General features: G+C 62.4%; 19 protein-coding genes. 9 read left to right on the top strand and 10 right to left on the bottom strand.

What is annotated here, in order from left to right; all coding sequences use genetic code 11:
- Positions 1 to 36: 36 nt before the first annotated feature.
- A complete protein-coding gene (locus tag PQR53_RS17385) occupies positions 37 to 585 on the top strand; it encodes a peroxiredoxin (protein WP_408456084.1) in 549 nt (182 codons plus the stop codon).
- An 886-nt stretch (positions 586 to 1,471) separates the two neighbouring features.
- On the opposite strand, the gene ispF is transcribed toward PQR53_RS17385, so the two are convergent.
- Positions 1,472 to 1,951 (bottom strand): 2-C-methyl-D-erythritol 2,4-cyclodiphosphate synthase, encoded by a 480-nt coding sequence (ispF, locus tag PQR53_RS17380; protein WP_179737218.1) that lies wholly within the window; start codon positions 1,949 to 1,951, stop codon positions 1,472 to 1,474.
- A 56-nt stretch (positions 1,952 to 2,007) separates the two neighbouring features.
- On the bottom strand, positions 2,008 to 2,724 hold the full coding sequence (gene ispD / locus PQR53_RS17375) for a 2-C-methyl-D-erythritol 4-phosphate cytidylyltransferase (RefSeq protein WP_408456082.1): 717 nt from the start codon (positions 2,722 to 2,724) through the stop codon (positions 2,008 to 2,010).
- Between the two features lie 121 nt (positions 2,725 to 2,845).
- Between ispD and mfd the strand changes: the two genes are divergently transcribed.
- The 4 genes from mfd to mscL all read left to right on the top strand — a co-directional run bounded on the left by mfd (position 2,846) and on the right by mscL (position 9,426).
- A complete protein-coding gene (mfd, locus tag PQR53_RS17370) occupies positions 2,846 to 6,328 on the top strand; it encodes a transcription-repair coupling factor (protein WP_408456079.1) in 3,483 nt (1,160 codons plus the stop codon).
- Positions 6,329 to 6,540: 212 nt separating this feature from the next.
- A complete protein-coding gene (argE, locus tag PQR53_RS17365) occupies positions 6,541 to 7,779 on the top strand; it encodes an acetylornithine deacetylase (protein ID WP_408456077.1) in 1,239 nt (412 codons plus the stop codon).
- Between the two features lie 53 nt (positions 7,780 to 7,832).
- A complete protein-coding gene (locus tag PQR53_RS17360) occupies positions 7,833 to 8,867 on the top strand; it encodes a pyridoxal-phosphate dependent enzyme (RefSeq protein WP_408456074.1) in 1,035 nt (344 codons plus the stop codon).
- Between the two features lie 100 nt (positions 8,868 to 8,967).
- The gene (mscL, locus tag PQR53_RS17355) at positions 8,968 to 9,426 is read left to right on the top strand and encodes a large conductance mechanosensitive channel protein MscL (RefSeq protein WP_408456072.1); all 459 of its coding nucleotides are present in this window, start codon (positions 8,968 to 8,970) and stop codon (positions 9,424 to 9,426) included.
- A 151-nt stretch (positions 9,427 to 9,577) separates the two neighbouring features.
- On the opposite strand, the gene PQR53_RS17350 is transcribed toward mscL, so the two are convergent.
- From PQR53_RS17350 to PQR53_RS17340, 3 genes are all read right to left on the bottom strand, one after another.
- Positions 9,578 to 11,557 (bottom strand): hybrid sensor histidine kinase/response regulator, encoded by a 1,980-nt coding sequence (locus tag PQR53_RS17350; RefSeq protein WP_408456070.1) that lies wholly within the window; start codon positions 11,555 to 11,557, stop codon positions 9,578 to 9,580.
- A gap of 81 nt (positions 11,558 to 11,638) precedes the next feature.
- Entirely contained in the window at positions 11,639 to 12,118 is a 480-nt protein-coding gene (locus tag PQR53_RS17345) for a response regulator (protein ID WP_408456068.1), read from the bottom strand.
- 98 nt (positions 12,119 to 12,216) lie between these two features.
- Entirely contained in the window at positions 12,217 to 13,833 is a 1,617-nt protein-coding gene (locus PQR53_RS17340) for a sensor histidine kinase (RefSeq protein ID WP_408456066.1), read from the bottom strand.
- Positions 13,834 to 14,236: 403 nt separating this feature from the next.
- On the opposite strand from PQR53_RS17340, the gene PQR53_RS17335 reads away from it, so the two are divergent.
- Complete coding sequence (locus PQR53_RS17335) at positions 14,237 to 14,731, top strand: hypothetical protein (protein ID WP_408223265.1); 495 nt, start codon at positions 14,237 to 14,239, stop codon at positions 14,729 to 14,731.
- 252 nt (positions 14,732 to 14,983) lie between these two features.
- Here PQR53_RS17335 and PQR53_RS17330 read toward each other — a convergent pair whose 3' ends face one another.
- On the bottom strand, positions 14,984 to 17,485 hold the full coding sequence (locus PQR53_RS17330) for an AsmA family protein (RefSeq protein WP_408456064.1): 2,502 nt from the start codon (positions 17,483 to 17,485) through the stop codon (positions 14,984 to 14,986).
- Positions 17,486 to 17,696: 211 nt separating this feature from the next.
- Here PQR53_RS17330 and PQR53_RS17325 point away from each other — a divergent pair, with 211 nt between their 5' ends.
- Positions 17,697 to 18,407, top strand: coding sequence for an ABC transporter ATP-binding protein (locus PQR53_RS17325; protein ID WP_408456061.1), 711 nt, complete (start codon positions 17,697 to 17,699; stop codon positions 18,405 to 18,407).
- Positions 18,404 to 19,210 carry an ABC transporter permease gene (locus PQR53_RS17320; RefSeq protein WP_408456058.1) on the top strand — a complete coding sequence of 269 codons (807 nt, stop codon included), beginning with the start codon at positions 18,404 to 18,406 and terminating at the stop codon, positions 19,208 to 19,210. Before PQR53_RS17325 ends, PQR53_RS17320 begins: the two co-directional genes overlap by 4 nt.
- Positions 19,211 to 19,319: 109 nt before the next feature.
- Here the strand turns inward: PQR53_RS17320 and PQR53_RS17315 are convergent, their stop codons facing one another.
- Both PQR53_RS17315 and PQR53_RS17310 read right to left on the bottom strand, forming a co-directional pair.
- The gene (locus tag PQR53_RS17315) at positions 19,320 to 19,883 is read right to left on the bottom strand and encodes a DUF6013 family protein (RefSeq protein WP_408456056.1); all 564 of its coding nucleotides are present in this window, start codon (positions 19,881 to 19,883) and stop codon (positions 19,320 to 19,322) included.
- A gap of 263 nt (positions 19,884 to 20,146) precedes the next feature.
- Positions 20,147 to 21,163 carry a zinc-binding alcohol dehydrogenase family protein gene (locus PQR53_RS17310; protein WP_408456054.1) on the bottom strand — a complete coding sequence of 339 codons (1,017 nt, stop codon included), beginning with the start codon at positions 21,161 to 21,163 and terminating at the stop codon, positions 20,147 to 20,149.
- Positions 21,164 to 21,325: 162 nt separating this feature from the next.
- Here PQR53_RS17310 and PQR53_RS17305 point away from each other — a divergent pair, with 162 nt between their 5' ends.
- Positions 21,326 to 22,303: a LysR family transcriptional regulator gene (locus PQR53_RS17305; RefSeq protein WP_408456051.1), complete on the top strand. Its 978-nt coding sequence runs from the start codon at positions 21,326 to 21,328 to the stop codon at positions 22,301 to 22,303.
- 58 nt (positions 22,304 to 22,361) lie between these two features.
- Here PQR53_RS17305 and PQR53_RS17300 read toward each other — a convergent pair whose 3' ends face one another.
- Both PQR53_RS17300 and ligD read right to left on the bottom strand, forming a co-directional pair.
- Positions 22,362 to 22,664, bottom strand: a complete 303-nt coding sequence (locus PQR53_RS17300; RefSeq protein ID WP_408456048.1) for a hypothetical protein — start codon at positions 22,662 to 22,664, stop codon at positions 22,362 to 22,364.
- Positions 22,665 to 22,707: 43 nt separating this feature from the next.
- Positions 22,708 to 25,626: a DNA ligase D gene (gene ligD, locus PQR53_RS17295; protein WP_408456046.1), complete on the bottom strand. Its 2,919-nt coding sequence runs from the start codon at positions 25,624 to 25,626 to the stop codon at positions 22,708 to 22,710.
- Positions 25,627 to 25,692: the final 66 nt, after the last annotated feature.

The raw sequence follows: 25,692 nt of genomic DNA, 5'->3' as shown, positions 1-25,692 counted from the left end.
ACATGCAATTTTTCCATCAAACGAAGGAGTATTCGCATGAAAACCGTTGGCGATAAAGTTGAAGCGTTCACCGTCACTGCGGCCAAGCCGGGCTTCAATCACCACGAAGAGCATGGCGTTTCCGCATTCGAAGAGATCACGGAGCAGTCATTTCCGGGCAAGTGGAAGATTATCTATTTCTACCCTAAGGATTTCACGTTCATCTGTCCGACGGAAATCGTCGAATTCGGCAAACTGGCCAAGGATTTCGACGAGCGCGATGCGGTCTTGATGGGCGGCAGCGTGGACAACGAATTCGTCAAGCTGGCATGGCGCCGTGAGCACAAGGACTTGAGCAAGCTGAACCATTATTCATTCGGCGACGTGAAGGGCGAACTGATCGATCAGCTGGGCGTGCGCGACGCGGAAGAAGGCGTGGCACTACGGGCGACGTTCATCGTCGATCCGGACAACACGATTCAGCATGTTTCGGTGAACAACCTGAACGTCGGGCGCAATCCGGAAGAAGTGCTGCGGATTCTGGACGGTTTGCAGACGGGCGAACAGTGCCCTTGCAATCGCGAGGTTGGCGGCTCTACGTTGTAAGGGCGCGTGGCGCTTGGGCTTTTCTTGAACTGGGTCTTTGGGCTTTTCTTGAACTGGGTCTTTGGCCTTTCCTTGAATTGGTATTGGTCTATTAGTGTTGCCCCTGTGCGGGGCGGCACTTACTTTCTTTGCCGCGGCAAAGAAAGATAAGCAAAGAAAGCCGCTCACCCCGCCAGCTCATAAGCGGGTCCCCCGCACAGTTGCGGTAGTGGTGCATCTGGAATCCGTGCTCTCGCACATTCGGCGTCGGTGACCAGGCACTCATCAGCTCCCACTCCGCACTGCGTGCGTCGCGGCCGGGTCTACATGGGAAACCTGGGGCTTCGGTTCGTGCAGTGGGGGCCGTTGGCTCTGCCTCGGCGGATCGTTTCTGCACTCGTGAGCAAACCTGCCCTTCGAGCGTTATTCGGGCCTGGAAGTCGCAGTGGTAATGCAATACGTGCCACGGAATCACGCAAAACGTGAGCGCTAAAACGCAGCAGATGGTTTAGTGAAGTACCGTGTCGGCGCGCGCAGCGCCGCCGGAAGTATGACTGCCTGGTCACTCACGCCGAATGCGCGAGAGCACGGATTCCAGATGCACCACTACCGCAACTGTGCGGGGGACCCGCTTATGAGCTGGCGGGGTGAGCGGCTTTCTTTGCTTATCTTTCTTTGCCGCGGCAAAGAAAGTAAGTGCCGCCCCGCACAGGGGCAACACTAATAGACCAATACCAATTCAAGGAAAGGCCAAAAATTCAGATCATGGAAAGACCAAGGAGCCAGCCCAAGAAAACGCTACCGCCATAAAAGCACAAAGAACAAGCGCCGAGCAGACAACCAGGTCAAAAAAAACACCACGCCGCAGGCATCCAAAACCTAACACCGGTACGGCAAAAAACCATCATCAATTCCTGATCAACAAAACCGCCGCCTGCGCCTCGATCCCCTCCCCGCGCCCGAGATAACCCAGCTTCTCATTAGTCTTCGCCTTGACATTCACCCGCTCAACCGGCAGGTCAAGATCCGCAGCGATATTAGCCCGCATCCCTTCAATATGAGGCGCCAGCTTGGGCGCCTGCGCCACCACACTGCTATCCACATTGGCAATAGAAAACCCAGCCGCCTTAACCCGGGCAAAACACTCCCGCAACAAAACCCGGCTATCCGCGCCAGCAAACGCAGCATCGGTATCGGAAAAATGCCGCCCAATATCCCCCATCGCGGCAGCGCCAAAAATCGCATCCGTAATCGCATGCAACAGCACATCGGCATCCGAGTGCCCAAGCAGTCCGCGCTCATAAGGAATCGTCACGCCGCCGATAATCAACGGCCGTCCCGGCACCAGCGCATGCACGTCATAACCCTGCCCAATTCTAAAATCCATATGCGTCAAGCCCTCGATTCCATTAACTAAAATTTGATTGATCCAGATTGATCCATTCAGGAAGCCAAAGACGTCCGGCTCAGAATCGCCTCGGCCAGATCGAAGTCTTCCGGATACGTCACCTTGAAGTTGCGCAAATTGCCCTGAACCAGCTTCGGCGCGTGTCCCAGCCATTCGATTGCGCTTGCCTCATCCGTCAGATCGTGACCGTCGGCCTGCGCGCGCAAAATCGCCTCGCGCAACATGCCAATGCGAAACATCTGCGGCGTCTGCGCCTGCCACAGCCCGTCGCGACCTTCAGTGCGGGCGATCCGTCCGTCCGGCGAAGCCGCGTCGATCCGTTTCAGGGTGTCCGCCACCGGCAACGCCATGATGCCGCCCACCGCGTCCTCCTTCAGCGCACCGATCAGCGTGCGGATCAAGCCAGGCGTAATGCCCGGCCGCGCGGCGTCGTGCACCAGCACCCAATCGTCGTCGTGCGCGCCGAATTCGGCCAGCGCGTGCAGCCCGTTCAGCACCGACGCCTGGCGCGACGCCCCGCCCGAGCGGCGCACGGCAAAACGCAAGCCAGCGAAACGGCGCGCGTCGAAGTGCTGGTCGTCGGGGGCAATCACGACAAGGGTTTGCGCAAACTCGCTGCAGGCGTCAAAGGCCGCCAGCGAATAATGCAACATGTCGCGACCGGCGACAGTGCGATATTGTTTGGGCATCGCGGCGCCGGAACGGCTGCCGGTGCCTGCGCACGGAATCAGGGCAAATAGACGGGAAGTCACGAGTGCGGATGCCGCGAGGTCAAAGTAAAGGACGGATTTTATAATAGGTCCTTCGCATCCACGCCCCGACACGCGTAAACTTGCCGATCACGTGTGAGCCCGAGGCCGCTTTTTCTCTTCTATGCCAGACATCGCCGCAACATCGCAGTACTCCCCGCCCGTCGCGCTCGTCAAGGCCGGTCAGCGTTTTGCCTTCGACGGCACGCACGGCTCGTCCGACGCGCTGCTGATCGCCCGCTACCATCTCGCCTATCGCGAGAAGGTGCCGCTGCTGGCGGTCGTCTGCGAAAGCGCCGTCGACGCGCAGCGCCTCGCGCAGGAAATCGGCTTTTTCGCGCCCGAGGCACGCGTACGCTTGCTGCCGGACTGGGAAACGCTGCCTTACGATACTTTCTCGCCGCACCAGGATCTCGTCTCCGAGCGGCTCGCCACGCTGCACGATCTCGGCGAAGGCCGCTGCGACATCCTGCTGGTACCCGCCACCACCGCGCTGTACCGCATGCCCCCTGCCTCGTTCATGGCGGGCTACACGTTCTCCTTCTCGCAAGGCGAACGCCTCAACGAAGCCAGACTGAAAGCGCAGTTGACGCTCGCCGGCTACGAACACGTCAGCCAGGTGGTGCGTCCCGGCGAATACTGCGTGCGCGGCTCGCTGCTCGACCTGTATCCAATGGGCTCGGCCCTGCCGTACCGGATCGACCTGTTCGACGACCAGGTCGACTCGATCCGCGCGTTCGACCCTGACACGCAGCGCAGCCTTTATCCCGTGAAGGACGTGCGTTTGCTGCCCGGCCGCGAATTCCCCTTCGACGAAGCCGCCCGCACGGCCTTCCGCAGCCGCTGGCGCGAGACCTTCGAGGGCGACCCGAGCCGTGCGTCGATCTACAAGGATATCGGCAACGGCGTGCCATCGGCGGGCATCGAATACTATCTACCGCTCTTCTTCGACGAAACGGCCACGCTGTTCCACTATCTTCCCGAGGGCGCGCAACTGGCGTTCGTCGGCGATCTGGACGCGGCGATCAAGCGCTTCACCAACGACACGAAGCAGCGCTACAACTTCCTGTCGCACGACCGGGACCGGCCGATTCTGGAACCGCAGCGGCTATTCCTCTCGGACGAGGATTTCTTCACGTTCGCCAAGCCGTTCGCGCGGCTCGTCTTGCCCGCCAACGCGGGCGGCGGCTGGTCCGTGCCGCTGCCCAATCTCGCGATCGACCGCCATGCGGAAGATCCGGTTTCGGCTTTGCGCGCCTATCTCGACACCACGCCGAACCGCGTGCTGTTCGCCGCTGAATCGGCCGGCCGGCGCGAAACCCTGTTGCAGTTGCTTGCCGACAATCATCTGCGGCCCGCGTCGAGCGACAGCTTCCAGGACTGGCTCTTGGGCGACGCGCGTTTTTCGCTAGGCGTCGCACCTTTGGCCAACGGCTTTGCGGTGCCGGCCGACGGTTTCGCGATCATCACCGAGACCGAGATCTATGGGCCGCTCGCGCGCCGTACCGGGCGGCGGCGCCAGGAACAGGCCAGCAACGTCGATTCGATGGTGCGCGATCTGTCCGAGCTCAAGGTAGGCGATCCGGTCGTGCATTCGCAGCACGGCATCGGCCGCTATATGGGCCTCGTCACAATGGACCTCGGCGAAGGCGAGACCGAGTTCCTGCACCTCGAATACGCTAGCAACAGCAAGCTCTACGTGCCGGTCGCGCAGTTGCACGTGATCTCACGCTACAGCGGTGCGGATCCGGAAAGCGCGCCGTTGCATTCGCTCGGCTCCGGCCAGTGGGAAAAGGCTAAACGCAGAGCCGCTCAACAGATCCGCGACACCGCGGCGGAACTGCTGAACCTGTATGCCCGGCGCGCCCTGCGCGAAGGCCATGCATTCGCGCTTGAACCGAAAGACTATGTGAAGTTCGCCGAGAGCTTCGGCTTCGAGGAGACGCCGGACCAGGCCGCCGCGATTGCCGCGGTGATCGGCGACATGACAAGCGGCAAACCGATGGATCGCCTCGTTTGCGGCGACGTCGGCTTCGGCAAGACCGAGGTGGCCTTGCGCGCGGCGTTCATTGCGGTGATGGGCGGCAAGCAGGTTGCGCTGCTCTCGCCCACCACGCTGCTCGCCGAACAGCACACGCAAACCTTTACCGACCGTTTCTCCGATTGGCCGGTGCGGATCGCCGAATTGTCGCGTTTCAAGTCAACCAAGGAGGTCAACGCGGCGATCCAGCAGATCAACGAAGGTACGGTCGATATCGTGATCGGCACGCACAAGCTGCTGTCCTCGGATGTGCAGTTCAAGCGGCTCGGGCTCGTGATCATCGACGAGGAACACCGCTTCGGCGTGCGCCAGAAAGAGGCATTGAAAGCGTTGCGCGCTGAAGTCGATGTGCTCACGCTCACCGCCACGCCAATCCCGCGTACGCTCGGCATGGCGCTCGAAGGCCTACGCGATTTCTCGGTGATCGCCACGGCGCCGCAAAAGCGGCTCGCGATCAAAACCTTCGTGCGTCGTGAAGAAGACAGCGTGATTCGCGAGGCCATGTTGCGTGAGTTGAAGCGCGGCGGCCAGGTGTACTTCCTGCACAACGAAGTCGAGACAATCGAGAATCGGCGGCAGATGCTCGAAGCGCTCGTCCCTGAAGCACGTATCGCGGTCGCGCACGGACAGATGCATGAGCGCGAACTCGAACGCGTGATGCGTGATTTCGTTGCACAGCGCGCGAACGTTCTGCTGTGCACGACGATCATCGAAACCGGTATCGACGTGCCGAGCGCCAACACGATCCTGATTCACCGAGCCCACAAGTTCGGTCTCGCGCAATTGCACCAGTTGCGTGGCCGCGTCGGCCGCTCGCATCACCAGGCGTACTCGTATCTGCTGGTGCATGACCCGCAAGGCCTGACCAAGCAGGCGCAACGCCGCCTGGAAGCCATCCAGCAGATGGAGGAACTCGGTTCGGGCTTCTATCTGGCGATGCACGACCTCGAGATTCGCGGCACGGGCGAAGTGCTCGGCGACAAGCAGTCGGGCGAGATTCACGAGATCGGTTTCCAGCTCTATACCGACATGCTGAACGACGCCGTGAAGGCGCTCAAGGAAGGCAAGGAACCGGACCTCACCGCCCCGCTCGCCGCGACCACCGAAATCAATCTGCACGCGCCCGCGATTCTGCCCGCGGACTATTGCGGCGACGTGCAGGAACGTCTGTCGCTGTACAAGCGCCTCGCTAATTGCGAACACAACGATTCGATCGATAGCATTCAGGAAGAGTTGATCGACCGCTTCGGCAAGCTGCCACCGCAGGCGCATGCGCTGATCGAGACGCATCGTCTGCGTCTCGCGGCCAAGCCCTTGGGCATTTCGAAAATCGATGCGGGCGAAACCGTGATCGGCTTGCAGTTCATCCCTAATCCGCCTATTGACGCAATGCGGATCATCGAGATGGTGCAGAAACACAAGCACATCAAGCTCGCGGGCCAGGACAAGCTGCGTATCGAAACACGCAGCCCCGATCTGGCCGTACGGGTGGCGACGGTGAAAGAAACCTTGCGCGCACTCGGAACGCCCAGCCGCGGCACGCCTGCCGCGGCGGCTGTGCGCTGACGTAGCGCGTAGTGCGTAGCGCGGCGTCGCGCTGCCAGCGCGCCGGTATTGCGTCGACACCGGCGCAAATACCGGCACCCACGCCGGCGCGGTTAAAAACAGCGTACGTCCAGCCGTTTTTCATCCATGCTGCGGTGCGCAAACGCGTGCCGCAGCATACGGGCGCGTTTTTTTTGGGTATGATCGAAAGACTCAAATGCCGGAGTCTTGTCATGTCTCACGTCGCTGAATCAGCGCAATCCTCGCAAACACCCGCTTCTGAATCGAATGCTTCCTCGCCCGCGTCGCTTCCCTGGGTAACCCGTCTCGTGTCGATGGACACGGTGAGCCGCAATCCGAATCTCGGTCTGATCGAGACCGTGCGCGACGAACTGCGCGCAGTCGGCATCGAAGCCACGCTCACCCACGACGAAAGAGGCAAATGGGCCAATCTGTTCGCGACGATTCCCGCGCATGACGGCGAGACCAACGGCGGCGTGGTGCTGTCGGGCCATACGGATGTCGTGCCCGTAGACGGCCAGCAATGGGACAGCGATCCGTTCAAGCCGGAAATTCGCGGCGATAAACTGTACGGCCGCGGCACGTGCGATATGAAAGGCTTCATCGGCGCGGCGCTATCGCTCGTGCCCGACATGCAACGCACCAAACTCGCGAGGCCGATTCACTTCGCGTTGTCGTTCGACGAAGAAATAGGCTGTGCCGGCGCACCGCTGCTGATTGCCGATCTGATGAAGCGCGGCGTGAAGCCGGACGGTTGCATTGTCGGCGAGCCGACCAGCATGCGCCCGATCGTGGCGCACAAAGGCATCAACGCGTATCAGTGCTGCGTGCGCGGCCAGGCGGCGCATTCGTCGCTGACACCGAAGGGTTTGAACGCCATCGAATACGCCGCGCGCCTGATCTGCTACATCCGCGATATGGCCGATCAGTTCCGCGCGCAAGGCCCGTTCGACGAGCAATATGACGTGCCCTTCACCACGGCGCAAACCAGCACGATCGTGGGCGGCAATGCAATCAATACCGTGCCGGCCGAATGCAAATTCCAGTTCGAATTCCGTAATCTGCCCACGCTCGATCCTGAACCGATCTTCGCGCGCATCGATCAATACGCGCGCGAAACGCTGCTGCCGAAAATGTTGCGCGAGCATCCATCCGCGGCCATCGAGATTACGAAAATCGCTGCCGCGCCCGGACTCGATTCGTCTGAACAAGCCGCGATCACGCAACTCGTACGCGCGCTGACCGCGGATCAGGACAAGCGCAAGGTCGCGTACGGCACCGAAGCCGGCCTGTTCTCGCTGGCGGGCATTCCAAGCATTGTGTGCGGCCCCGGCGACATCCAGCAGGCCCACAAGGCCAACGAATTCGTCGCCCTGGATCAGCTCGTGGCATGCGAGCGCTTCCTGCAAAAATTCATCCACAGCATGTCGGTCGAAGCACACGTGCACTGAACCGGACTGACGCAACAAGAGTCTTAGCTATACGAGAAAAAAACGCCCACGCCATGTCAACCGCCACACCGCAGCACACCGACCATACGATCGACGGCGAGCCGATCCCCACGCTCGACGCCATCGCCACCCAGCACTTTGCGTTGACGCCGTGGGTGACGCGAACGCCGGTGTTCGACCGGCTCGACTTTCCGTCGCTGGAAGGCACGGTGGTGAACTTCAAGTTCGAGTTGCTGCAAGCGGGCGGCAGTTTCAAGGCGCGCGGCGCGTTCACCAACCTGCTCGCACTCGACGAAGCGCAACGCAGCGCAGGCGTCACCTGTGTATCGGGCGGTAATCACGCGGTGGCGGTGGCGTATGCGGCCATGCGTCTTGGCATCAGCGCGAAGGTCGTGCTGTTTCGCGCGGCCAATCCGGCGCGCGTCGCCTTGTGCCGGCAATATCACGCCGACATCGTGTTCGCGGAAGACATTGCCGAAGCGTTCGAACTCGTGCGCGGTATCGAGGCAGAGGAAGGCCGCTATTTCGTGCACCCGTTCAACGGTTATCGCACGGTGCTGGGTTCGGCCACGCTCGGCTATGAATGGGCCACGCAAACGCCGGATCTCGAAGCGGTGATCGTGCCGATCGGCGGCGGCGGTCTCGCGGCCGGCGTCGCCACCGCCATGCGGCTCGCCAATCCGCGCGTGCACGTGTATGGCGTCGAACCGGAAGGCGCGGATGCAATGGGCAAAAGCTTCGCGGCCAATCACACGGTCAAGATGGGCCACATGCACGGCATTGCCGATTCGCTGATGTCGCCGCATACCGAGGAATACAGCTACGAGTTGTGCCGCCGTCATATCGACCAGCTCGTGACCGTCTCCGACGACCAGTTGCGCGCCGCCATGCTGACCTTGTTCGGACAACTTAAGCTGGCCGTCGAACCGGCCTGCGCCGCCGCAACGGCTGCGCTACTCGGACCGCTGCGCGAATCACTGCAAGGCAAGCGCGTCGGCGTGCTGCTGTGCGGCACCAATACCGACCCGGTCAGTTTTGCCGCGCATATCGAACGGGCCCGCCATAGCCAGTCACAGTTTCCAGAATAAAACGCCTTGATCTCTTTCCGGGCCGAAAGACTAGCCAAAGGACTAGCCTATCCTTCTCAGATTGGTATGATTCGATTATCGACCTCTGGGAGAAACGCATATGAGCATGATCAAGGAATTCAAGGAATTTGCCCTCAAAGGCAACGTAATGGATCTCGCCGTCGGGGTGATTATCGGCGGCGCATTTTCCACCATCGTCAATTCAATTGTTAAAGACCTGATCATGCCGGTTGTCGGCGTCGCCACCGGCGGCCTCGATTTTTCCAACAAGTTCATTCGCCTCGGCGATATTCCCCCGAGCTTCAAAGGCAGTCCCGAGTCTTATAAAGACTTGCAAACGGCCGGTGTCGCGGTGTTCGGTTATGGCTCGTTCATCACTGTGGCAATTAATTTCCTGATCCTCGCGTTCATCATTTTCCTGATGGTCAAGTTCATCAACAATCTGCGCAAGCCGCTTGAAGCCGCACCGGCAGAGCCGGCGCCCCCGCCGGAAGACGTCCTGCTGCTGCGTGAAATCCGCGATTCGCTGAAGAACTCGCCGCCGCGCCAAGGCGTTTAAAGCCACGCTGAGTCACATTAAGCTGGGTTAACAATTCGCGCCGGCAGACTACCTGGTGCGAATAACAAAGAAGGCCTGTTGCGAAGAAATCGCCACAGGCCTTTTTCATACCGCGCGCACATTACGCCGATCTCATCGACACAACGAACCCTTAAGCGTCGTTTTCCTTTTCCGCCTTCCGACTCACCGCGCTTTCGATCATCGTCTCGAGTTGTCCGAAATTGACAGGCTTCGTCAAATGCGAAGTAAAGCCGGCGCTCAGGCAACGGCGTACATCTTCGTCAGTACCGAAGCCGGTTAATGCGACCGCCGGTGCATCCGAATGCTCGCGGAACGCTTTGACAAAATCGAGGCCGGTGCCATCGGGCAAGCCCACATCGCTGATCACCAGATCGAACGTCTGCGTCTGGGTGGCGGCCAATGCGTCGTCCACCCGGCCTACTGTCGTCACGTCGTGACCCAGACTGCGAATCAGCTGCTCCATCACTTCGGCGGTATCCACGTGGTCTTCGATCAACAAAATGGTCAGGAGGCCTGGAGAATGCACCTCATCGGGTGTTGCAACGGGGGTTGATTCGACCGGCGCGGCGGCAGTGGGCAGCGTGATCGTGAACGTCGCGCCGCAGTGCGCGCCTGGGCTCTGGGCGATCACCGTGCCGCCGTGCACATCGGTCAGTGCCTTGGTGATCGCAAGCCCGAGGCCCAGGCCACCGAACTGCCGTGTCATGTTCTGGTCGCCCTGTTCGAATGCATTGAACAGTTTGCCGATCTGCTCGGGCTCGATGCCGATGCCCGTATCTTCGACCGAGATCTGCACGTGCATGCGTTCATCGCGCGTGCGCACATAGATATGGCCGCCGTCGGGCGTGAACTTGGCGGCGTTGCGAATCAGATTCCACAGCATCTGCTGCAAGCGCGCGCGGTCGGCGAGCACGTAGTGGTTCTGAGCGTTCTTGTAGACGTGCACGTCCTGCTGCTTGACCTGAATCTCGCTGCGAAAGAGTTCGAGCACACTGTCCATCACTTCGTGCACGTCGACGGTTTCGAGCGACAAACGCAGCTTGCCGTTCGCCACGCGCGTGAGATCGAGCAGATCGTCGATCAGGCGCGCCTCGAGTTCGACGTTACGGCGGATCATACGCACGCTCGCGCGCGCCTGATCAGGCAGACCCGGAATCATCTCCAGCACGCTGGCGCCCGCCAATACCGGCGTAAGCGGCGTGCGCAATTCATGCGACAGCATGGCGAGGAAGCGGTCTTTCGCACGATTGGCTTCTTCGGCGATCTGGCGGGCGGCCTGCTCCGAGGCGAGCAGCCGTTCGCGTTCCTCGATTGCCTCGCGCTGGGGATGAATGTCGGTGCAGCTACCAAACCATTTGCTGACGTTGCCTTCGGCGTCGCGCATGGAAACCAAGCGAGCGTCGAACCAGCGATATTCGCCGTCGTGGCGGCGAATCCGCAGTTCGTGCCGATAATCGCCGGCACGGCTCGTCACGGCCTTCAGCCAGGTACGACGAATCTCTTCGCGATCGTCGGGATGCACCGCGTCGAGCCACGCGAGACCGTACGAACTGCTTTCCGTCAACCCGGTGTAGTCGAACCACTGCTTCGAAAGGAAATCGCAATCGCCCGCGGCATTGCAGGTCAGCACAAGGTGTGGCAACGCCTCTGACAAGGTGCGGTAGTGCTGTTCGCGGTCGCGCAGCAGCAACGCTTCGTCCGACGCCTTCTGCAAGCCCACCTGCGAGAGCACGCGCTCCACCGCCTCGGGCAGGTAATCGAGATAATCGCCGGATTTCGGCACCACATCGGATACGCCGGCGCGCAATGCTTCGATCACGCGAGATTCGTCAGTAAAGCCGGTCACGAGGATGGCGGGAATCCGCACACCCTCCGCGCGCAAGCGGCGAAAGAAGTCGAGGCCGCTCTCCGCGCCGTTCAACTGGTAGTCGAGCACGAGCAGGTCGGGCGCGCCCGCGGCGAGCCGCTCGCGGGCGGCCTCGACACCCGGACAGATTGCGACACGGCAGCCGGCGCGTTCGAGCGACTTGCGCGCGAGCCGCAGGATGCCTTCGTCGTCATCGACGACCAGCACATAAGCGGCGGGCTGCGTGGGCACTTCGTGGGTCATGCGGAGTCTTCTTTGGCTAGGTCTGGCGTGGTTATCTTGTCACGGGCTGCTTTCGGAGCGCCTTCACAACAGCGGCTTCTGTCACGGTGCTGTCAGGCGGTGCCCTGGCGGCAACTTGACCACCTGCAGGAAGAAGCCGAGACGGCGCACCGCTTCGATGAACGCATCGTACTCGACCGGCTTGGTGATGTAGACGTTGCAGCCGAGTTCGTAGCAGCGCGCGATTTCACGTGGATCGTCGGTCGTGGTCAGCACGATCACGGGCACCGCGGCGGTCTGCGGCGAATCCTTCAGTCGCCGTAACACCTCGAAGCCGTCCACGCGCGGCATTTTCAGATCGAGCAGCACGACGAAATTCGTCAGATCCTCGCGAGGCGGGTAGGGGCTCGCGGCGGCGTCCGCCGGCGCGGAGCCGAAGAAATAATCGAGTGCCTGCTGGCCATCGCGAAAGCGCACGAAACCGTTCGAAATACCGGCACGGCGCAGATTGCGCTCGACCAGCGTGGCGTGGCCGTCGTCATCTTCGATCAGCACGATGCTGACCGTTTCCCCGTGACTCATATGCCCTCCGTGCTGACAATCCATTTTTGCATAGTGCTTTCACTGTCCCCACAGTGTCCCCTGCGACGCATTACGGCTCAACCCGGCTCAATTCTGGCTCAAAGGCGTGCGGGCTGTTCCGGCAACACGACGAAAAAGGTCGACCCCGCGCCTTCCGCCGACTCGACCCACACGCGGCCGCCATGCCGTTCCACCATCCGCCGCACCATCGCGAGGCCGATACCGTCGCCGTTCGCGACGTCTCCGTGCAGACGCTGAAACGCCCGGAATACCTTCGACATATACGCCGCTGGAATTCCGAGGCCGTTGTCGCGCACATAATAGGTGCGCGTGCGCAACGCGCGCGGCTCCCTTTCATCGAGCGCTTCCAGCTCCGGCTCCAGCGCGCCGATCTCGATGCGCCCATGGCGCGCCGGGTCGAGATAACTGATCGCGTTGCCGATCAGGTTGCTGAAAATCTGTTCGATCGCACCCGGATCGCCCCATGCGGGCGGCAATTCGCGCACGGTGACCACCGCTTTGCGCTGCCCGATCGCACTCTGCAGCGCATCGACCACGCGGCCCACTACCCGTCCGACACTCACCCGCTGCCACTGGTATTCGAGCCGGCCGGCACGCGAGATCCGCAATAACGCGTCGATGATCGACGCCGCCTGCGTCACCGCGGTGCGCAAATAGTGCAGCGATTCGCGCACATCGCCGTCGAGGATATGCACCATACGCCGGTGCTCGGCCTCCGGCAGTTTCGCCGCCACGACGATGCTGTCCAGTTCATCGCACGACACTTGCAATTCTTTCGAAAAGCCCTGCAGATTCACCAACGGCGAGCGCAGATCGTGCGACACGCTATAGATGAACATTTCGTTGTCTTGCGTCTCCTGGCGCAGCTCCTCGTTGACGCCCGCCAGTTCCCCCGCGCGCGCTTCGAGCCGTGCTTTCAGCAGGGCCTGCTCGCTTTCGGCCTCGCGCAGGCGCGCGCCGGTCTGATGCAGCACCGCGTCGAGCGCGGCAATTTCGTCGCTGCCGGAGAGCGGCGCCGCGAGTTGCCGCCCATTGCCCAGACGTTCGGCATTATCCGTCAACACCTCCAGCCGCCGCCCGATGCTGCGCGCAAACACCATGGCGGTGGCCGCCCAGATCAGCATCGAACCCAGCACCGCGGCGATCAGCGCGTATTGCTGGCGTTCGCGGCGTCGTGCCAGGGCCGCGCCGCGCTCGGCGTCGAGCCGCGAAGCCTCGTTAGTAAAATCAGCGAGCTCGTTGCGAAACAATGCAATCTGCAGTGGGAGCGCGCCGCTGTCCAACGAGGCAAACGAATTCAGGTGGCGTCCGGCGTGCAGCGCCTGCGAGACCGTGGCAGCCTGCTCGCGATACGCGTCGATTGCCTGCTGCATCTTGCGCACGCGCTCGACCTGTTGCGGCGTATCGGCCACCAGCGTCTCGAGATTCGAAAGCCGGTCGCCGAGATCGACCCAGACGGTGTGACGGTCGATAAACGACGGGTCGCCCACTACCATGCTCGTGCGGACCCGCGCGGCCTGACGCAGCAGCGGATCGATCATGGCCGACGACTGATAAAGGATCTGTTTGCTGTTGCTGACCCACTGCGCGGCCTGCGCTGTCTGCTCCTGGGTATCGAAGACGACGCCCAGAAGCGCCAGCTCGACCACGCTCGGCACTGCAATCAGCAGCAGACCCTTGGTGAATAGTTTCATGTTCGCCCGAAGGGTCGCGAAGGGTCACTCATGCCGCGGCGGCACGCCCGGACCGCATGCCTCGCCGTGTGCGGGCGGGCTCTCGCGGTGCCAGATTGGCGCGCCCACCGCGCAACGAGCGGACGGGCCATTATCGACGTGAATGTGAGATATTTCAACGTAGCGGCAAGATGCGCTCGCCCACACAAAAATGACTTTTTTATTGGTGCGAGATGTTTTTTCGGCGGCGCGTGCGTCTATGATGGAGACAGAGGTGCTGGGAAGCGAAAGCGCGCGGCGAGGCGGTTCGGCATGATTCGTGCGGGAGGCGGTGAGACGGCGCAGTCGTCGAATCATCGTGAATCCGGCCTTGTCGTATGCTATAAAAGATCGACGTGCGGCGCGCGAAGCCGGGAGTTGTCGCATGAGGACGCTGCGTTTCTTGCAATTCTTTTTCAGGCGAATTTTTATGTCCTTCCCGAAAAAGCGTAGGCGCGCGAAGGTGGACGGCGATGAGTCGTTCCTCGCGGTACTACGGCATTTCAAGCCGTTCGGTCAGCTCGACACCAAAATCGCGCGCGCTCGTGCGCAAGACGAGCCGGTGCTCTATGCGCATGTGCTGCCCGGGCTCGACGTTCTTCTGTGCAGCGTACGAGGCGCACAACCGCCCTATCCCGCGCCCGCCGAATTGCGGCGGCGTTGCATCGAATCCATTACCAATGCATTGGAACAGCCGCTCGATGGACTCGAGAACGGCGGGTACTGGTATGAGGCCGATGGCTTTGGATTCCTGGTCTTTGCGAGCCGCGCTCGCGGCAAGATTCTGACGGAATTTGGCGCGACCCGCGTGGGGAGCGCCCGCCGCGGGGTTCGCAGGCAGGATGCTGCGGGGGATGCCGCGCCGCGCTCGTTAAGGTAAGTCCTTTTTCTTGTTCCTTCCTGTGGCAGCGCCGTTGTCCCTACGTCCGCGGCGCTGATCTCTTTCTGCCATTTCCCGTTCGCCCGCGCGGCGCTGGTTCGCCCGCGCGCCTGCGGCATCGTCTTTCCTTTTTCCCGCTGTGCAGTCAAGGCTCGCCCGGTGGCGGGGGAACGCTGATCAGCCACAAGAAAATCAAGGAAAGGGCAGCGCCGACGGTCCAACTCCACCAATCCGCGGGCAGGGCAAAAAACATCAGCTCCCCTTATATTCGGCCGCACTGGCCGGCGACACGACCGCAGGTTTCTTTTCGGACGCAGCCGGTGCGGAAGCGCCGCCCGACGATTTGTTGACGGGCGCGCCGTCGAGGGAAATCGCCGTTTTTGGCTGCTGCTTGACGCCCGGCGGCGGCGCGCTTGGCGCCTGCCGAACCTGGGACAGCAACTGCGCGCACGGCAGCGGTTTGTTGTTGCTAGGCGCCAACAGCGGAATCAGTGCCGCAAACGGATTGATCAGGCCGAGTCCGACAGCGGCGCCGCCTCGCAGTGCCAGTGCGGCGGCATTCACGCCCACGTGCGGGTCTTTGAAGGTCCCCTTCACATACAGCGGCGAACGCAGCGAGAAAACCCGGAATCCCTTCGTATGCGGATGCACGCCAAGATCCATCGTCTCGTCGCGCATATTTACATTGCCGTCGATGTCGATCACCGCGTCATCCGTGTCGAGCGCGAAGACACGCGAATCCAGTACGCCGTTCGTCGCGACAAAGTCCGCCGCGGCGCAGTTGATCTTCACGTCGCGTTTGCCGAACAGCTTTTCATAGACCACGTTGGCCACGTTCAGCCCTGCTGCTTCCATCAGCAGACGGCTCACCGTGCCATCGGTGACCAGGGCCTTCACCTCGCCATTCGACGTCGCCGCCAACGCCGCCGGCGAATTGCCCGTCGCGGTCAGCGCGGCGTCGCCGTTGATTTCACCGAGCGCGTTCTGCATCGTCTTGACGCTCGGGAACAACTGCTTGAGCTTCAGATGCCGTGCCGAGGTCGCGAAGCGACCCTTCAGCGGCGTCGTGCTGCCGTCCAGATGAATATTCGATGACAGCGAGCCGCCCGCCACGCCGAACTTCAGCGGCTCGAGCGATAGCACGCCGTCGGTCATCACGACGTGGGTATACACGTCCGTGATCGGCAGGTTGGTGTCCTTGACGATTCGCCGTCCCGTGAACTTGACGTCGGCGTCGATCGCCTTCCAGCGGTCGGTGCGGAACTCTTCGACCGGCAACGCCTTGTTGGACGGTTGCGCCGTCGCATCACCCCGCTTGGCCTTGCTCGCGTTCGAGTCCGCGCCGATGATCGGCGCCAGATCGGAGAATTGCAGCAGATGCGACACCAGTTCGCCCTGCAACAGCGGACGTGGTTGACGTGCCGTATAGATCAGCGAGCCATTCAGATCGCTGCCGCCCACCCGGCCTGTAAAATTTTCATACTTGAAGACGTTGCCGCTGGACTTGAACTGACCGACCAGCCGCCCCTCGGTTGCATACGGCGGCGTGTCGGGCAAGGTCACGCCGGTCAGCGAATAAAGGCGCGCGAGGCTGTTACCTTGCAGCCAGAGACGCAAATCGACTGCGGCGAGATGCGCCGGATCGGTGATCGTGCCCACGAGGCCGACGTGCAGATCGCCGGCCTTCACATCGGCCTGCACCGGGAACGGCCGGTTCGCGTCCTGCAACGCCAGCACGCCGCCCACCTTGCCGCTGCCGGATACCGGCGTCTTGTTGTACGTCCCCTTGACGGTCCAACCGATCGCATACGGCGGAATCACCGGTTTCGCGCTGTTCGCCGTGCCGGCTTCGCTGGCGTTCGACGCGGAAGCCACCGCCGCGCTCTCGCTTGCACCGCTTGCTCCGCTTGCTCCATTCACTCCACTTGCACCGCCCGACCCACCGGCCGCCAGCGCACCCGACGCGCCATTCGCCGCCGTCGTGCCCGATGCGGTGATATCCGTCGACGACGCGCCGGACGCCGCCGCCGCGGAAGCCGCCGCCGCTTCCGACGCGGCCTGCGCATTAGCCTGTGCGGTGAGCTTGTTTGCGCCGGCCTTGCCGATCGCTTCCGCCGAGGCACTGCGCGAGGCCGCCTCCTGCTGCTTCATGGCCTCGCCGATCGGAATCGGTTGACCGAGCGTATCGATGGCCATCTGCATCTCGACCTTCTTCTGCTGATCGGACAGCGCGATATTGCCCTTGGCAAACGCGATGTCGTGCAGATCGAGCTTCCATTCGGAAGGACCCGTGGAAGCCGGCAGTTTGAAGGTCCAGTTGTTGCGCCCATCGACCAGACGCTCGAGATCCACCGACGGATTCACGAGGTTGATCGCGGGAATCACAATGTCGTGCGCGAGCAGCGGCAGCACCTTGACCTCGAAGTCGATTTCATCGAGCGTGGCGAAGTGCGGTTGTTGGGTCCAGTCGGGGTTGCCGATCGTGATATTGGCCGCCGAGAAACGCGGCCAGGGGACCCAGCCCCGCCAGCCGGTTTCGCCGACCGGATGCCGCCAGCCTACTTTCAGATCGCCGTTGATCGCGAACGGCCGGCCGATCGCCTGGGTGACCTTGTCGTCGATGTAAGGGCGGGCCCGGTTCCAGTCGAAGGTCAGAATGAAAATGATCAGCGCGACAATCAGAACGACGATGATCGCCACCAGCCATGCGATGATTTTGCCTATCCGCCTTCCAATCGTGCTCGACACTGCCATTGAGAAGCTCCGCCTTGTTCTTCGTTGTGGATCGGGGCAGCACGTATCGTGCCTGGCGGTCGTGGCCACCAGGTGTCATGTCATCATGTCACGCAGTTCGAGCGCGGGTTCGCGCAATAATTCGGGCACAGCTTGCCGTCAACTAAAACCCCGTTGCAACGTCTCAGTCCGGCGCCTGATTCAACGCAAAAAATCCACCACGATCCAACTCATGACCGATGTTCCCTTCGTCCTCGCCGAGGGCATCGCCCGACGCGATGCCTTGCGCGGCCAAACACTGCTGCAACCGACCCGCTTCGCGCTCCGCGCGGGCGACCGCGTCGCGATCACCGGTCCATCGGGGTCGGGCAAGAGCGTGTTTCTGCGCGCCCTCGCCCTGCTCGATCCGCTCGATGCCGGACGCATCATGTGGCATGGTGCGCCGGTCGAGCGCGCCGCCATTCCGCGCTACCGGCGCAACGTCGCGTATATCCGGCAGCGGCCCGCGCTGCTCGACGGCAGCGTCGAGGACAATCTGCGTTATCCGTTCGAATTGCGGACCTATCGCGACGTGCGCTTCGATCGCGCGCGCGCCGCGCACCTCGCCGCCCAGGCCGGCCGTGCCGATGATTTTCTCGACAAGCGTGCGAGCGAGTTGTCCGGCGGCGAGGCGCAGATCACCGCGCTGATCCGGGTTCTGCAACTTGCGCCCGAAGTGCTGCTGCTCGATGAACCCACCGCCTCACTCGACCCGGAGTCGTCGCACGCGATCGAAGGCCTGGTGCATGCATGGTTTGACGCCGAGCCGGGCCGGCATGCGTCGATCTGGGTGTCGCACGATCCGGCGCAGGCCGCACGCATGAGCGAGCGGCACCTGACGATGCGCGCCGGTGTGCTAGATGAATCCGCGCCAACGCACGCGCCTCGGGAGCTCGACCGATGACCTTGCAAAACCTGAGTCTCTGGGACGTCGCAATCGCCGCGTTGCTGATCGTGGTGAACGGCGTGGTGTCGGTGGCGCTCAAGCTGGACCTCGAACGCAAGCTCGCGTGGGCGGCGGTGCGCACCGTCGTGCAGTTGCTGGCAATCGGCTATGTGCTCGGCTGGGTGTTCCGTTACGACCACTGGTTCGTGGTGCTGCCCTTGATGATCGTGATGACGCTGATCGCCGGCCTGGCGGGCGCGCAGCGCGGCAGCCGCACGTATGCGGGCCAACGTGCGGACAGTGTGCTGTCGATCTGGGTCAGTTCGTGGCTGGTTGCCGCGGTCGGACTCTTCGTCGTGATCCGCATTCATCCCTGGTATGAGCCGCAGTATGCGATTCCGATTCTCGGCATGATCCTCGGCAATACGCTCACCGGTGTGTCGCTCGGTATTGAACGGATGACCGAGGAGTTGACCGCGCGGCGTGACCGTGTGGACATGGCGCTCGCGCTCGGCGCGACGCGCTGGGAGGCGGCTCAGGCACCGGCGCGCCAGGCGGTACGGGCGGGCATGATGCCCACGCTGAATCAGATGGCCGTGGTCGGCGTGGTGAGTTTGCCCGGCATGATGACCGGGCAGGTGCTGGCCGGTCAGTCGCCGTTGCAGGCGGTGCGCTATCAGATCGTGATCATGTTCCTGATCGCGGCGGCGTCAGCCTTGGGAACGGTGGGTGCGGTGCTGCTCACGTATCGGCGGCTGTTCTCGGCGGAGCACCGGTTTCTCGCGGGACGGCTGGTTGAGCGGGCCGCGGCGCGGCGGTGAGTGGCGGTGAGCGGCGCTGAGTGGCGTTCATCGACACAACCAACGCGCACAGGCCGACGAGCTTGCGTCGCCGGCTCGCCGCTCAGCCCACCGTCGCGTCAGGTACGCGTCAACGTTTCGCGGTCACGGCCACTTCGGTGCCGTCATTGAGCGTCAGCGTCTTCGTGCTGCCGTTGGTCGGCATCGTAAAACGCAGAATCTGGCTGACGGTCACGTCGTTCGGACACTTGAGCGTTTTGCCGCCGCTCGTCACCGTCTTCACGCCATGTGGCGTCTGCGCCTGGAAGCTCAATTGCACGGACGCGGTGCCGTCACCGCCGACCACCGGCGCAAAGCGGATCTGCGTCTGGCGAATCATCGCGCCGTTGGTATCGACCGGCAGCGACGCGTAATTCGGGCAGCTATCCGTGGCGGGCACGGGACCGCCGGGCGGCACGGTTTTCCACGTGAAATCGTCCGATTCGCCGGAGCGGATCGTGCGCGTTTCCTGTGAATTGCCGAACTGTTTCGACGTGACGCGGACCGTGTAACGGATCGGACCGTCGAGGGCGGACTGCGACGTCACCGTGATCGGTGTGGCTGCGCGGGCCGCCGGCACGAACATGCCGGGCGCGAGCGCGCACGCGAGAGAAGCGACAACTGAAACGGCGGAGAGTTTGAAGCTGGAGCTCATACTGTCACCTCGTTGTTGTGCCGCTGCGCGCCCGCTTAAGCGCTATAGCCACTGCACCGCCTGACCGAAGCCTGATGAGGCTGATGATGCCCGTTGGGACCCGGCCAGACGAGCCGCGAGACACGCAACCGTTTTAGCATGATGCCCCACCAGTCTACCGCCAAGCGGCGCCGCGCGCGCTTCCTGCGAATTGGGTGTTACCCGCCTTGCGTTGAAGCGCTTTCTGCGCGTTCGATGTGACAGAAACGCCAACCTCAAGCCGTTCAGAAGCCCGTCAGCACCAGCTTGCCGATCGCGCGTCCCGCTTCGAGCAACTGATGCGCACGGCGCAGATTCGCCGCGTTGATCTTGCCGATATCCTGGCCGACCGTCGTGCGCAAGGTGCCCGCGTCGACGAGACGCGCCACTTCTGTCAGCAGCTTATGTTGCTCGATCATGTCCGGGGTGCCGAACATCGAACGCGTGTACATGAACTCCCAGTGAAACGCGGCGCTTTTCGCCTTCAACAATTCGATCGGCACCGGGCGACTGTTTTCGACAATCGAGCAGATGCCGCCCTGCGGCTTGATCGCTTCGGCAGCCGCCGGGAAATTCTTGTCGGTGTCGTTGAAGATCAGCACGTAATCGACCTGGTCGATGCCGAGCTTTTTCAGTTGCGCGGGCATGTCGTCGAAGTGATCGACGATATGATCCGCGCCCAGCTCCGTGGCCCATTTGGCCGACTCGGGACGCGAAGCGGTCGCGATCACTTTCAGCTTCGCGAGCTGTTTGGCCAACTGGATACCGATCGAACCGACCCCGCCCGCCCCGCCGATGATCAGCACCGTGCGGCCTTCGTCCGCGCCTTGCGGCGACACGCCGAGGCGGTCGAAGAGCGCCTCCCAGGCGGTGATCGCGGTCAACGGCAACGCCGCGGCGTGGGTGAAATCGAGCGACGCCGGTTTGCGCCCGACAATGCGCTCGTCGACCAGATGAAACTCGCTATTCGCCCCCGGCCGCGTGATGCTGCCCGCGTAGAAAACCGGATCGCCGACCTTGAACAGCGTGACCTCCGGACCGACCGCCACCACCGTGCCGGCGGCGTCCCAGCCGAGCACACGCGGCGCTTTCTCGACGGTGTCTTTCGGCGCCCGCACCTTGGTGTCGACCGGATTGACGGAAATGGCTTCGACCTTCACCAGCAGATCGCGGCCGGTGGCTTCGGGTGTGGGAATCTCGACGTCGACCAGCGATTCAGCTTGATCGATCGGCAAATAACGATAGAGGCCTACGGCTTTCATCACAGCTCCTGTTCTTTCAGATGAGGTTGAGAAGTCGGCGACCGTTGCCGCGCTGCGTTGGGCGCCGCGCCAGCAATCGATTGCATGGAGGTCATCCTAAGGTGGTTTTTCTTTTCATAAAAGCATCATAATGGCTGAAACATCTTTTTGAATTTCAGAAGAATGGACCTTCCCGCTGATTCCGCGACACCTGTTGCAAAACCCACCGCCAAACCCTCGTCCAGCGAACGGGAACGGCTCGATCTGCTCGACGTTGCCCTGTTCGTGCGGGCCGCCCTGCTGGCCAACGTGTCGGCGGCTGGCCGCGAATTTGGCCTCTCGGCGGCGGTCGCGAGTTCGCGCATCGCGCAGTTGGAAAGGCTGCTCGGCGCACGGCTACTGCATCGGACCACACGCCGCATCAGTCTCACGCAAGATGGCGAAGTGTTCATGACACGCGCTCAGGCGCTGCTCGACGCGGCCGACACCGCACGCGCGTCGGTGGGCCGCGCGCAGGCCGAGCCGCAGGGACGCTTGCGGGTGTCGATGTCGTCGTCGTTCGGGCGGCAGCACGTGTCGCCGGTGATCTGCGAATTCCTGCGCCGCTATCCAGGGGTGAGCGTCGATCTGCGGCTGACGGATCAGTTGATCGATCTGGTCGACGCGGGCATCGACGTGGCCATCCGCGTTGGCGTACTCAAGGATTCGTCGCTGGTGGCGCGGCGCCTCGCAGTGAACCGCCGCGTGCTGTGCGCCGCGCCCGCCTATCTCGCCGCGCATGGAATGCCGCATCATCCGTCGGACCTCGCGCAGCATGAATGCATGATCCTGTCAGACCAGCGCGACTGGGCCTTCGTGACGCCCGCCGGCCCGCTCGAGGTGCGGGTGAGCGGACGCCTCGTCACCGACAACGGCGAAGTGATTCGCGACGCGTTGCTAAATGGTTTCGGCATCGCGCTCAAATCGACCTGGGACGTGGCGCCGTATCTGCGCAGCGGCGAACTGGTGAGCGTGCTCGACAGCTATCCGCTCGCGGAGAATGTGGCGATCTGGGCGGTATGTCCGAGTCGTGCGTTTGTGCCGCCCAGGGCGCTCGCGTTCATCGAATTCCTTGCCGGGCATTTTGGGGATCCGCCTTATTGGGACGCTGATCCGCAATGAGCCCGGCGCTGGACCGGCACACCGCGAAGGTTCCTCGCGAAGCAACTCACCGGCACCCTCAGCGTTTGCCGCGCCCGCCAGCCCCTGCCTTGCCATCGGAATTGACATCCGTGTGCGCGTCATTCTGCGTCTTTTGCTGATACTCGTCGCCGCCACGGCGGTCCGTATCCTTGAGTCCGCGCTCGACGTCGCTATGCGCCTGCTTGCCGACATGCCGCGGATTGTCCTCGTGCTGCGACTCCGGGTCCTGATCGGTTTCGTGGGGCAACGGCGCGGACGCCTCCTGCATCGATCGCGGATGCTTCTTTGCATGCGGGTCGGCTTGCTTGTCGCCGTCGGACGATTGCGGTGTGGCCTTCATGACTTGCTCCTGTTCAGATTGAATGAGTTCGGCTGGATCGCGGTCACTGCGCTTCGTCCAGACGTTTTTTCATTGCCGTGGTGATGCGCTGACGCGTCTTCGCATAGTCCGCCCACGGGTCGCGTTTCAGGTCTTCGAGACGCTCGTGTACGTTTTCGATGGTCCATTGATCGCCGCTCGTCGTCGTGGCGACTTCGTCCCATGAGAGCGGCACGGAAACGCCCAGACCCGGCCGGGCGCGCGCCGAAAATGCCGCTACCGTACTCGAGCCCCGGTTGTTGCGCAGATAATCGACGAATATCTTCTGCTTGCGATTCTGCGCACCCATCTTCGCGCTGAAGTACTTGGGCAGCGTCGTCGCCATATGCTGCGCAACCGCTTGCGAGAACGCCTTCACTTCGTCCCAGCCGGCTTGCTTCGCGAGCGGCACCACGACATGGAACCCTTTGCCGCCGCTCGTCTTGCAAAACGAAGTCAGCCCAAGTTCCTCGAGCAGCGAGCGCGTCAGTTGCGCGGCCTCGATCATCCGCTCCCACCCGAGCGATGCATCGGGGTCGAGATCGAACACCATGCGATCGGGTTTTTCGATGTTCGACACCACGGCATTCCACGTGTGGAATTCGACCGTGCCCATCTGCGCGGCACCGACCAGCGCTTTAAGCATGTCGACGGTAATCAGCGGCGGATGGCCGGGGTCGAGTCCAGGATGTTGCGTGACGTTCGGAATCGACAGTTTCTGGCTGTGCTTCTGGAAAAACAGCTCGCCGCCGATGTCCTCGGGTGCACGCACCAGCGACACCGGGCGATCCCGCAGATGCGGCAGCATCCAGTCGGCCACCGACTCGTAGTACTGCACGAGATCGATCTTGCGGGTGCCGGTGCTCTTGTCGATGACACGATCGGGATGGGAGACGCGAACGCCCGCAACTTCTGCAGGGGTCGCGGACGCTTTTGATTTCATCGCGGTGGTTTTTGTTGCGGGCGTGCTGGCTGCTGCCGCTTTCGCTGCCGGCGAGTTTTTTGCCGACGTCTTTGCTGCAGAGATTCTGGTCGCGGCCGCTTTCGTCGCAGATGTCCTGGCGGCGCTCTTTTTAGCGGGCTCGGCTGCGGCACCCGCAGCGGTCTTTTTCGCCGCGCGCTTCTTCGGCACGGCCTCGGATGCGGTATCGGTTTGCTCTTGCACATCGGCTCCTTTGCGGGGTGCTTCCTTGACGATCTGCCGCGCCGGCTTGTCCTCGCGCAGACTCACGAACGACGCCTGCCGCACGATGCCATCGCTCGTCCATTCAGCGAAATTGCATTCGCAGACGAGTACCGGCTCGACCCAATGCACCGGCGTCCTGCTTCGCTCGCGCGGCGCGCTGGCGAACGGCATACGTTTGGTCTCGTGCGCATCGAGTTCCTTCTTGACCGAGCGCAGCAACGGCGCGTCGAAACCCGTGCCGACCCGTCCGGCGTATTGCAACTTGCCCTTGCCGTCGTGCACGCCGAGCAACAGCGCACCGAACGCCGCGCGGCTGCCCGAGGGCTCCGAATAGCCGCCAATCACGAACTCCTGGCGCCGCCGGCATTTCAATTTGATCCACGACGACGAGCGCCCCGATGCGTAGCCGCTGTCGCGCCGTTTGCCGATGATGCCTTCGAGCGCCATGTCGCATGCGCTCTTCAGCAGATCGTCGGCGCTGAACGCGAAGTCGTTGGAGAAACGCAATACTTCGTCGTCGCTCTCTTTGCCGTCGTGGCCGTCCATCAATGCGCGCAAAATCGCGCGGCGTTGTTCAAGCGGCACGCCGCGCAAGTCGTAGCCATTCAGGAACGGGATGTCGAACAGATAGATGACGATGTCCTGCGGACGGTTCGAGTCGAACGCGTTTTGCAGCGCCTGAAAATTCGGCACGCCGTTTTTATCGAGCACCACGGCTTCGCCGTCGAGCCACGCACTGTCGATATCGAGTCGCTCGAACGCCTTCACCTGCTTGCTGAACTTTGCCGTCCAGTCGTTGCCCGCCCGTGTGAACACCGTGACCGGACTGGTCTTCGCTTTTCGTTCGATGCGGACCAGCACACGGTAGCCATCGAACTTGATTTCGTATGCCCAATCGTCGCCGGGTGGCGCGGTGTCGACAAGCGTCGCCAGTTGTGGCTTGAAGGTGGCGGGCAACGCGGCCTTGAGCGCACCTTTGATCGAGGGCGACGCGGCAAGCTCGCGTAGCGACTGCGTGGTGCGCGTGGCTACGATGTCGGTTTTTTTGGGGTCGGCGCGGTTTGAAGAGGCGGCTTTTGCGCGGCCCTTAGCGGTTGTTGTTGAGGGTGGGGAGTCTTTTGCACCGGCTTTGGATCGCGTGGACCTTGCGCCTTTGCCCACCGGCGCACTGCCGGCCAGCACGCTGCCTGGACGTTTCTTCAGGACGTCATATTCGCTTTCATCGCGAGCTTCGTCGTCGCGCTCCTTGATCAGCAGCCACTGCTCCTTGTCGCCGCTGCCGCGCATATGACTGCGCACCAGCGTCCAGCCGCCGTGCAGTTTGTCGCCGGAGAGCCGGAATTTGAGCTTGCCCGCCTTATACGACCTGGCCGCCTCCGCTGCGCCGCCGACCGGCTCCCACGTGCCGCGATCCCATACGATCACCGTTCCGGCGCCGTAATTGCCAGGTGGGATTTCGCCTTCGAACGAGCCGTATTCGACTGGATGATCCTCGACATGCACCGCGAGCCGTTTCACCGACGGGTCGAGACTCGGTCCCTTGGGCACCGCCCATGACAGCAAGGTACCGTTCAGTTCGAGCCGGAAGTCGTAGTGCAAGCGCCGCGCGTCGTGCTCCTGAATCACATAGGAGAGCGTCTGGTTCGAATCACGCGCCGCGGTTCTACTGCCCGCTTTCTTGCGCGCAGCCGCGCCCGACGGCTCCGGCGTGTCGTCGAAACGGCGCTTGCGGTTGTAGAGATCGAGCCTGTCGCTCATGGAGGTGGACCTCGTTGCGAGTGGACCTGGCGCGGCGTATCGAGCACTCAGCGATCAATCGAGCGA

It is taken from the genome of Paraburkholderia fungorum (genome assembly GCF_046027605.1).
Classification (GTDB): Bacteria; Pseudomonadota; Gammaproteobacteria; order Burkholderiales; family Burkholderiaceae; genus Paraburkholderia; species Paraburkholderia fungorum_F.
This window is presented reverse-complemented; position numbering and strand designations above follow the sequence as displayed.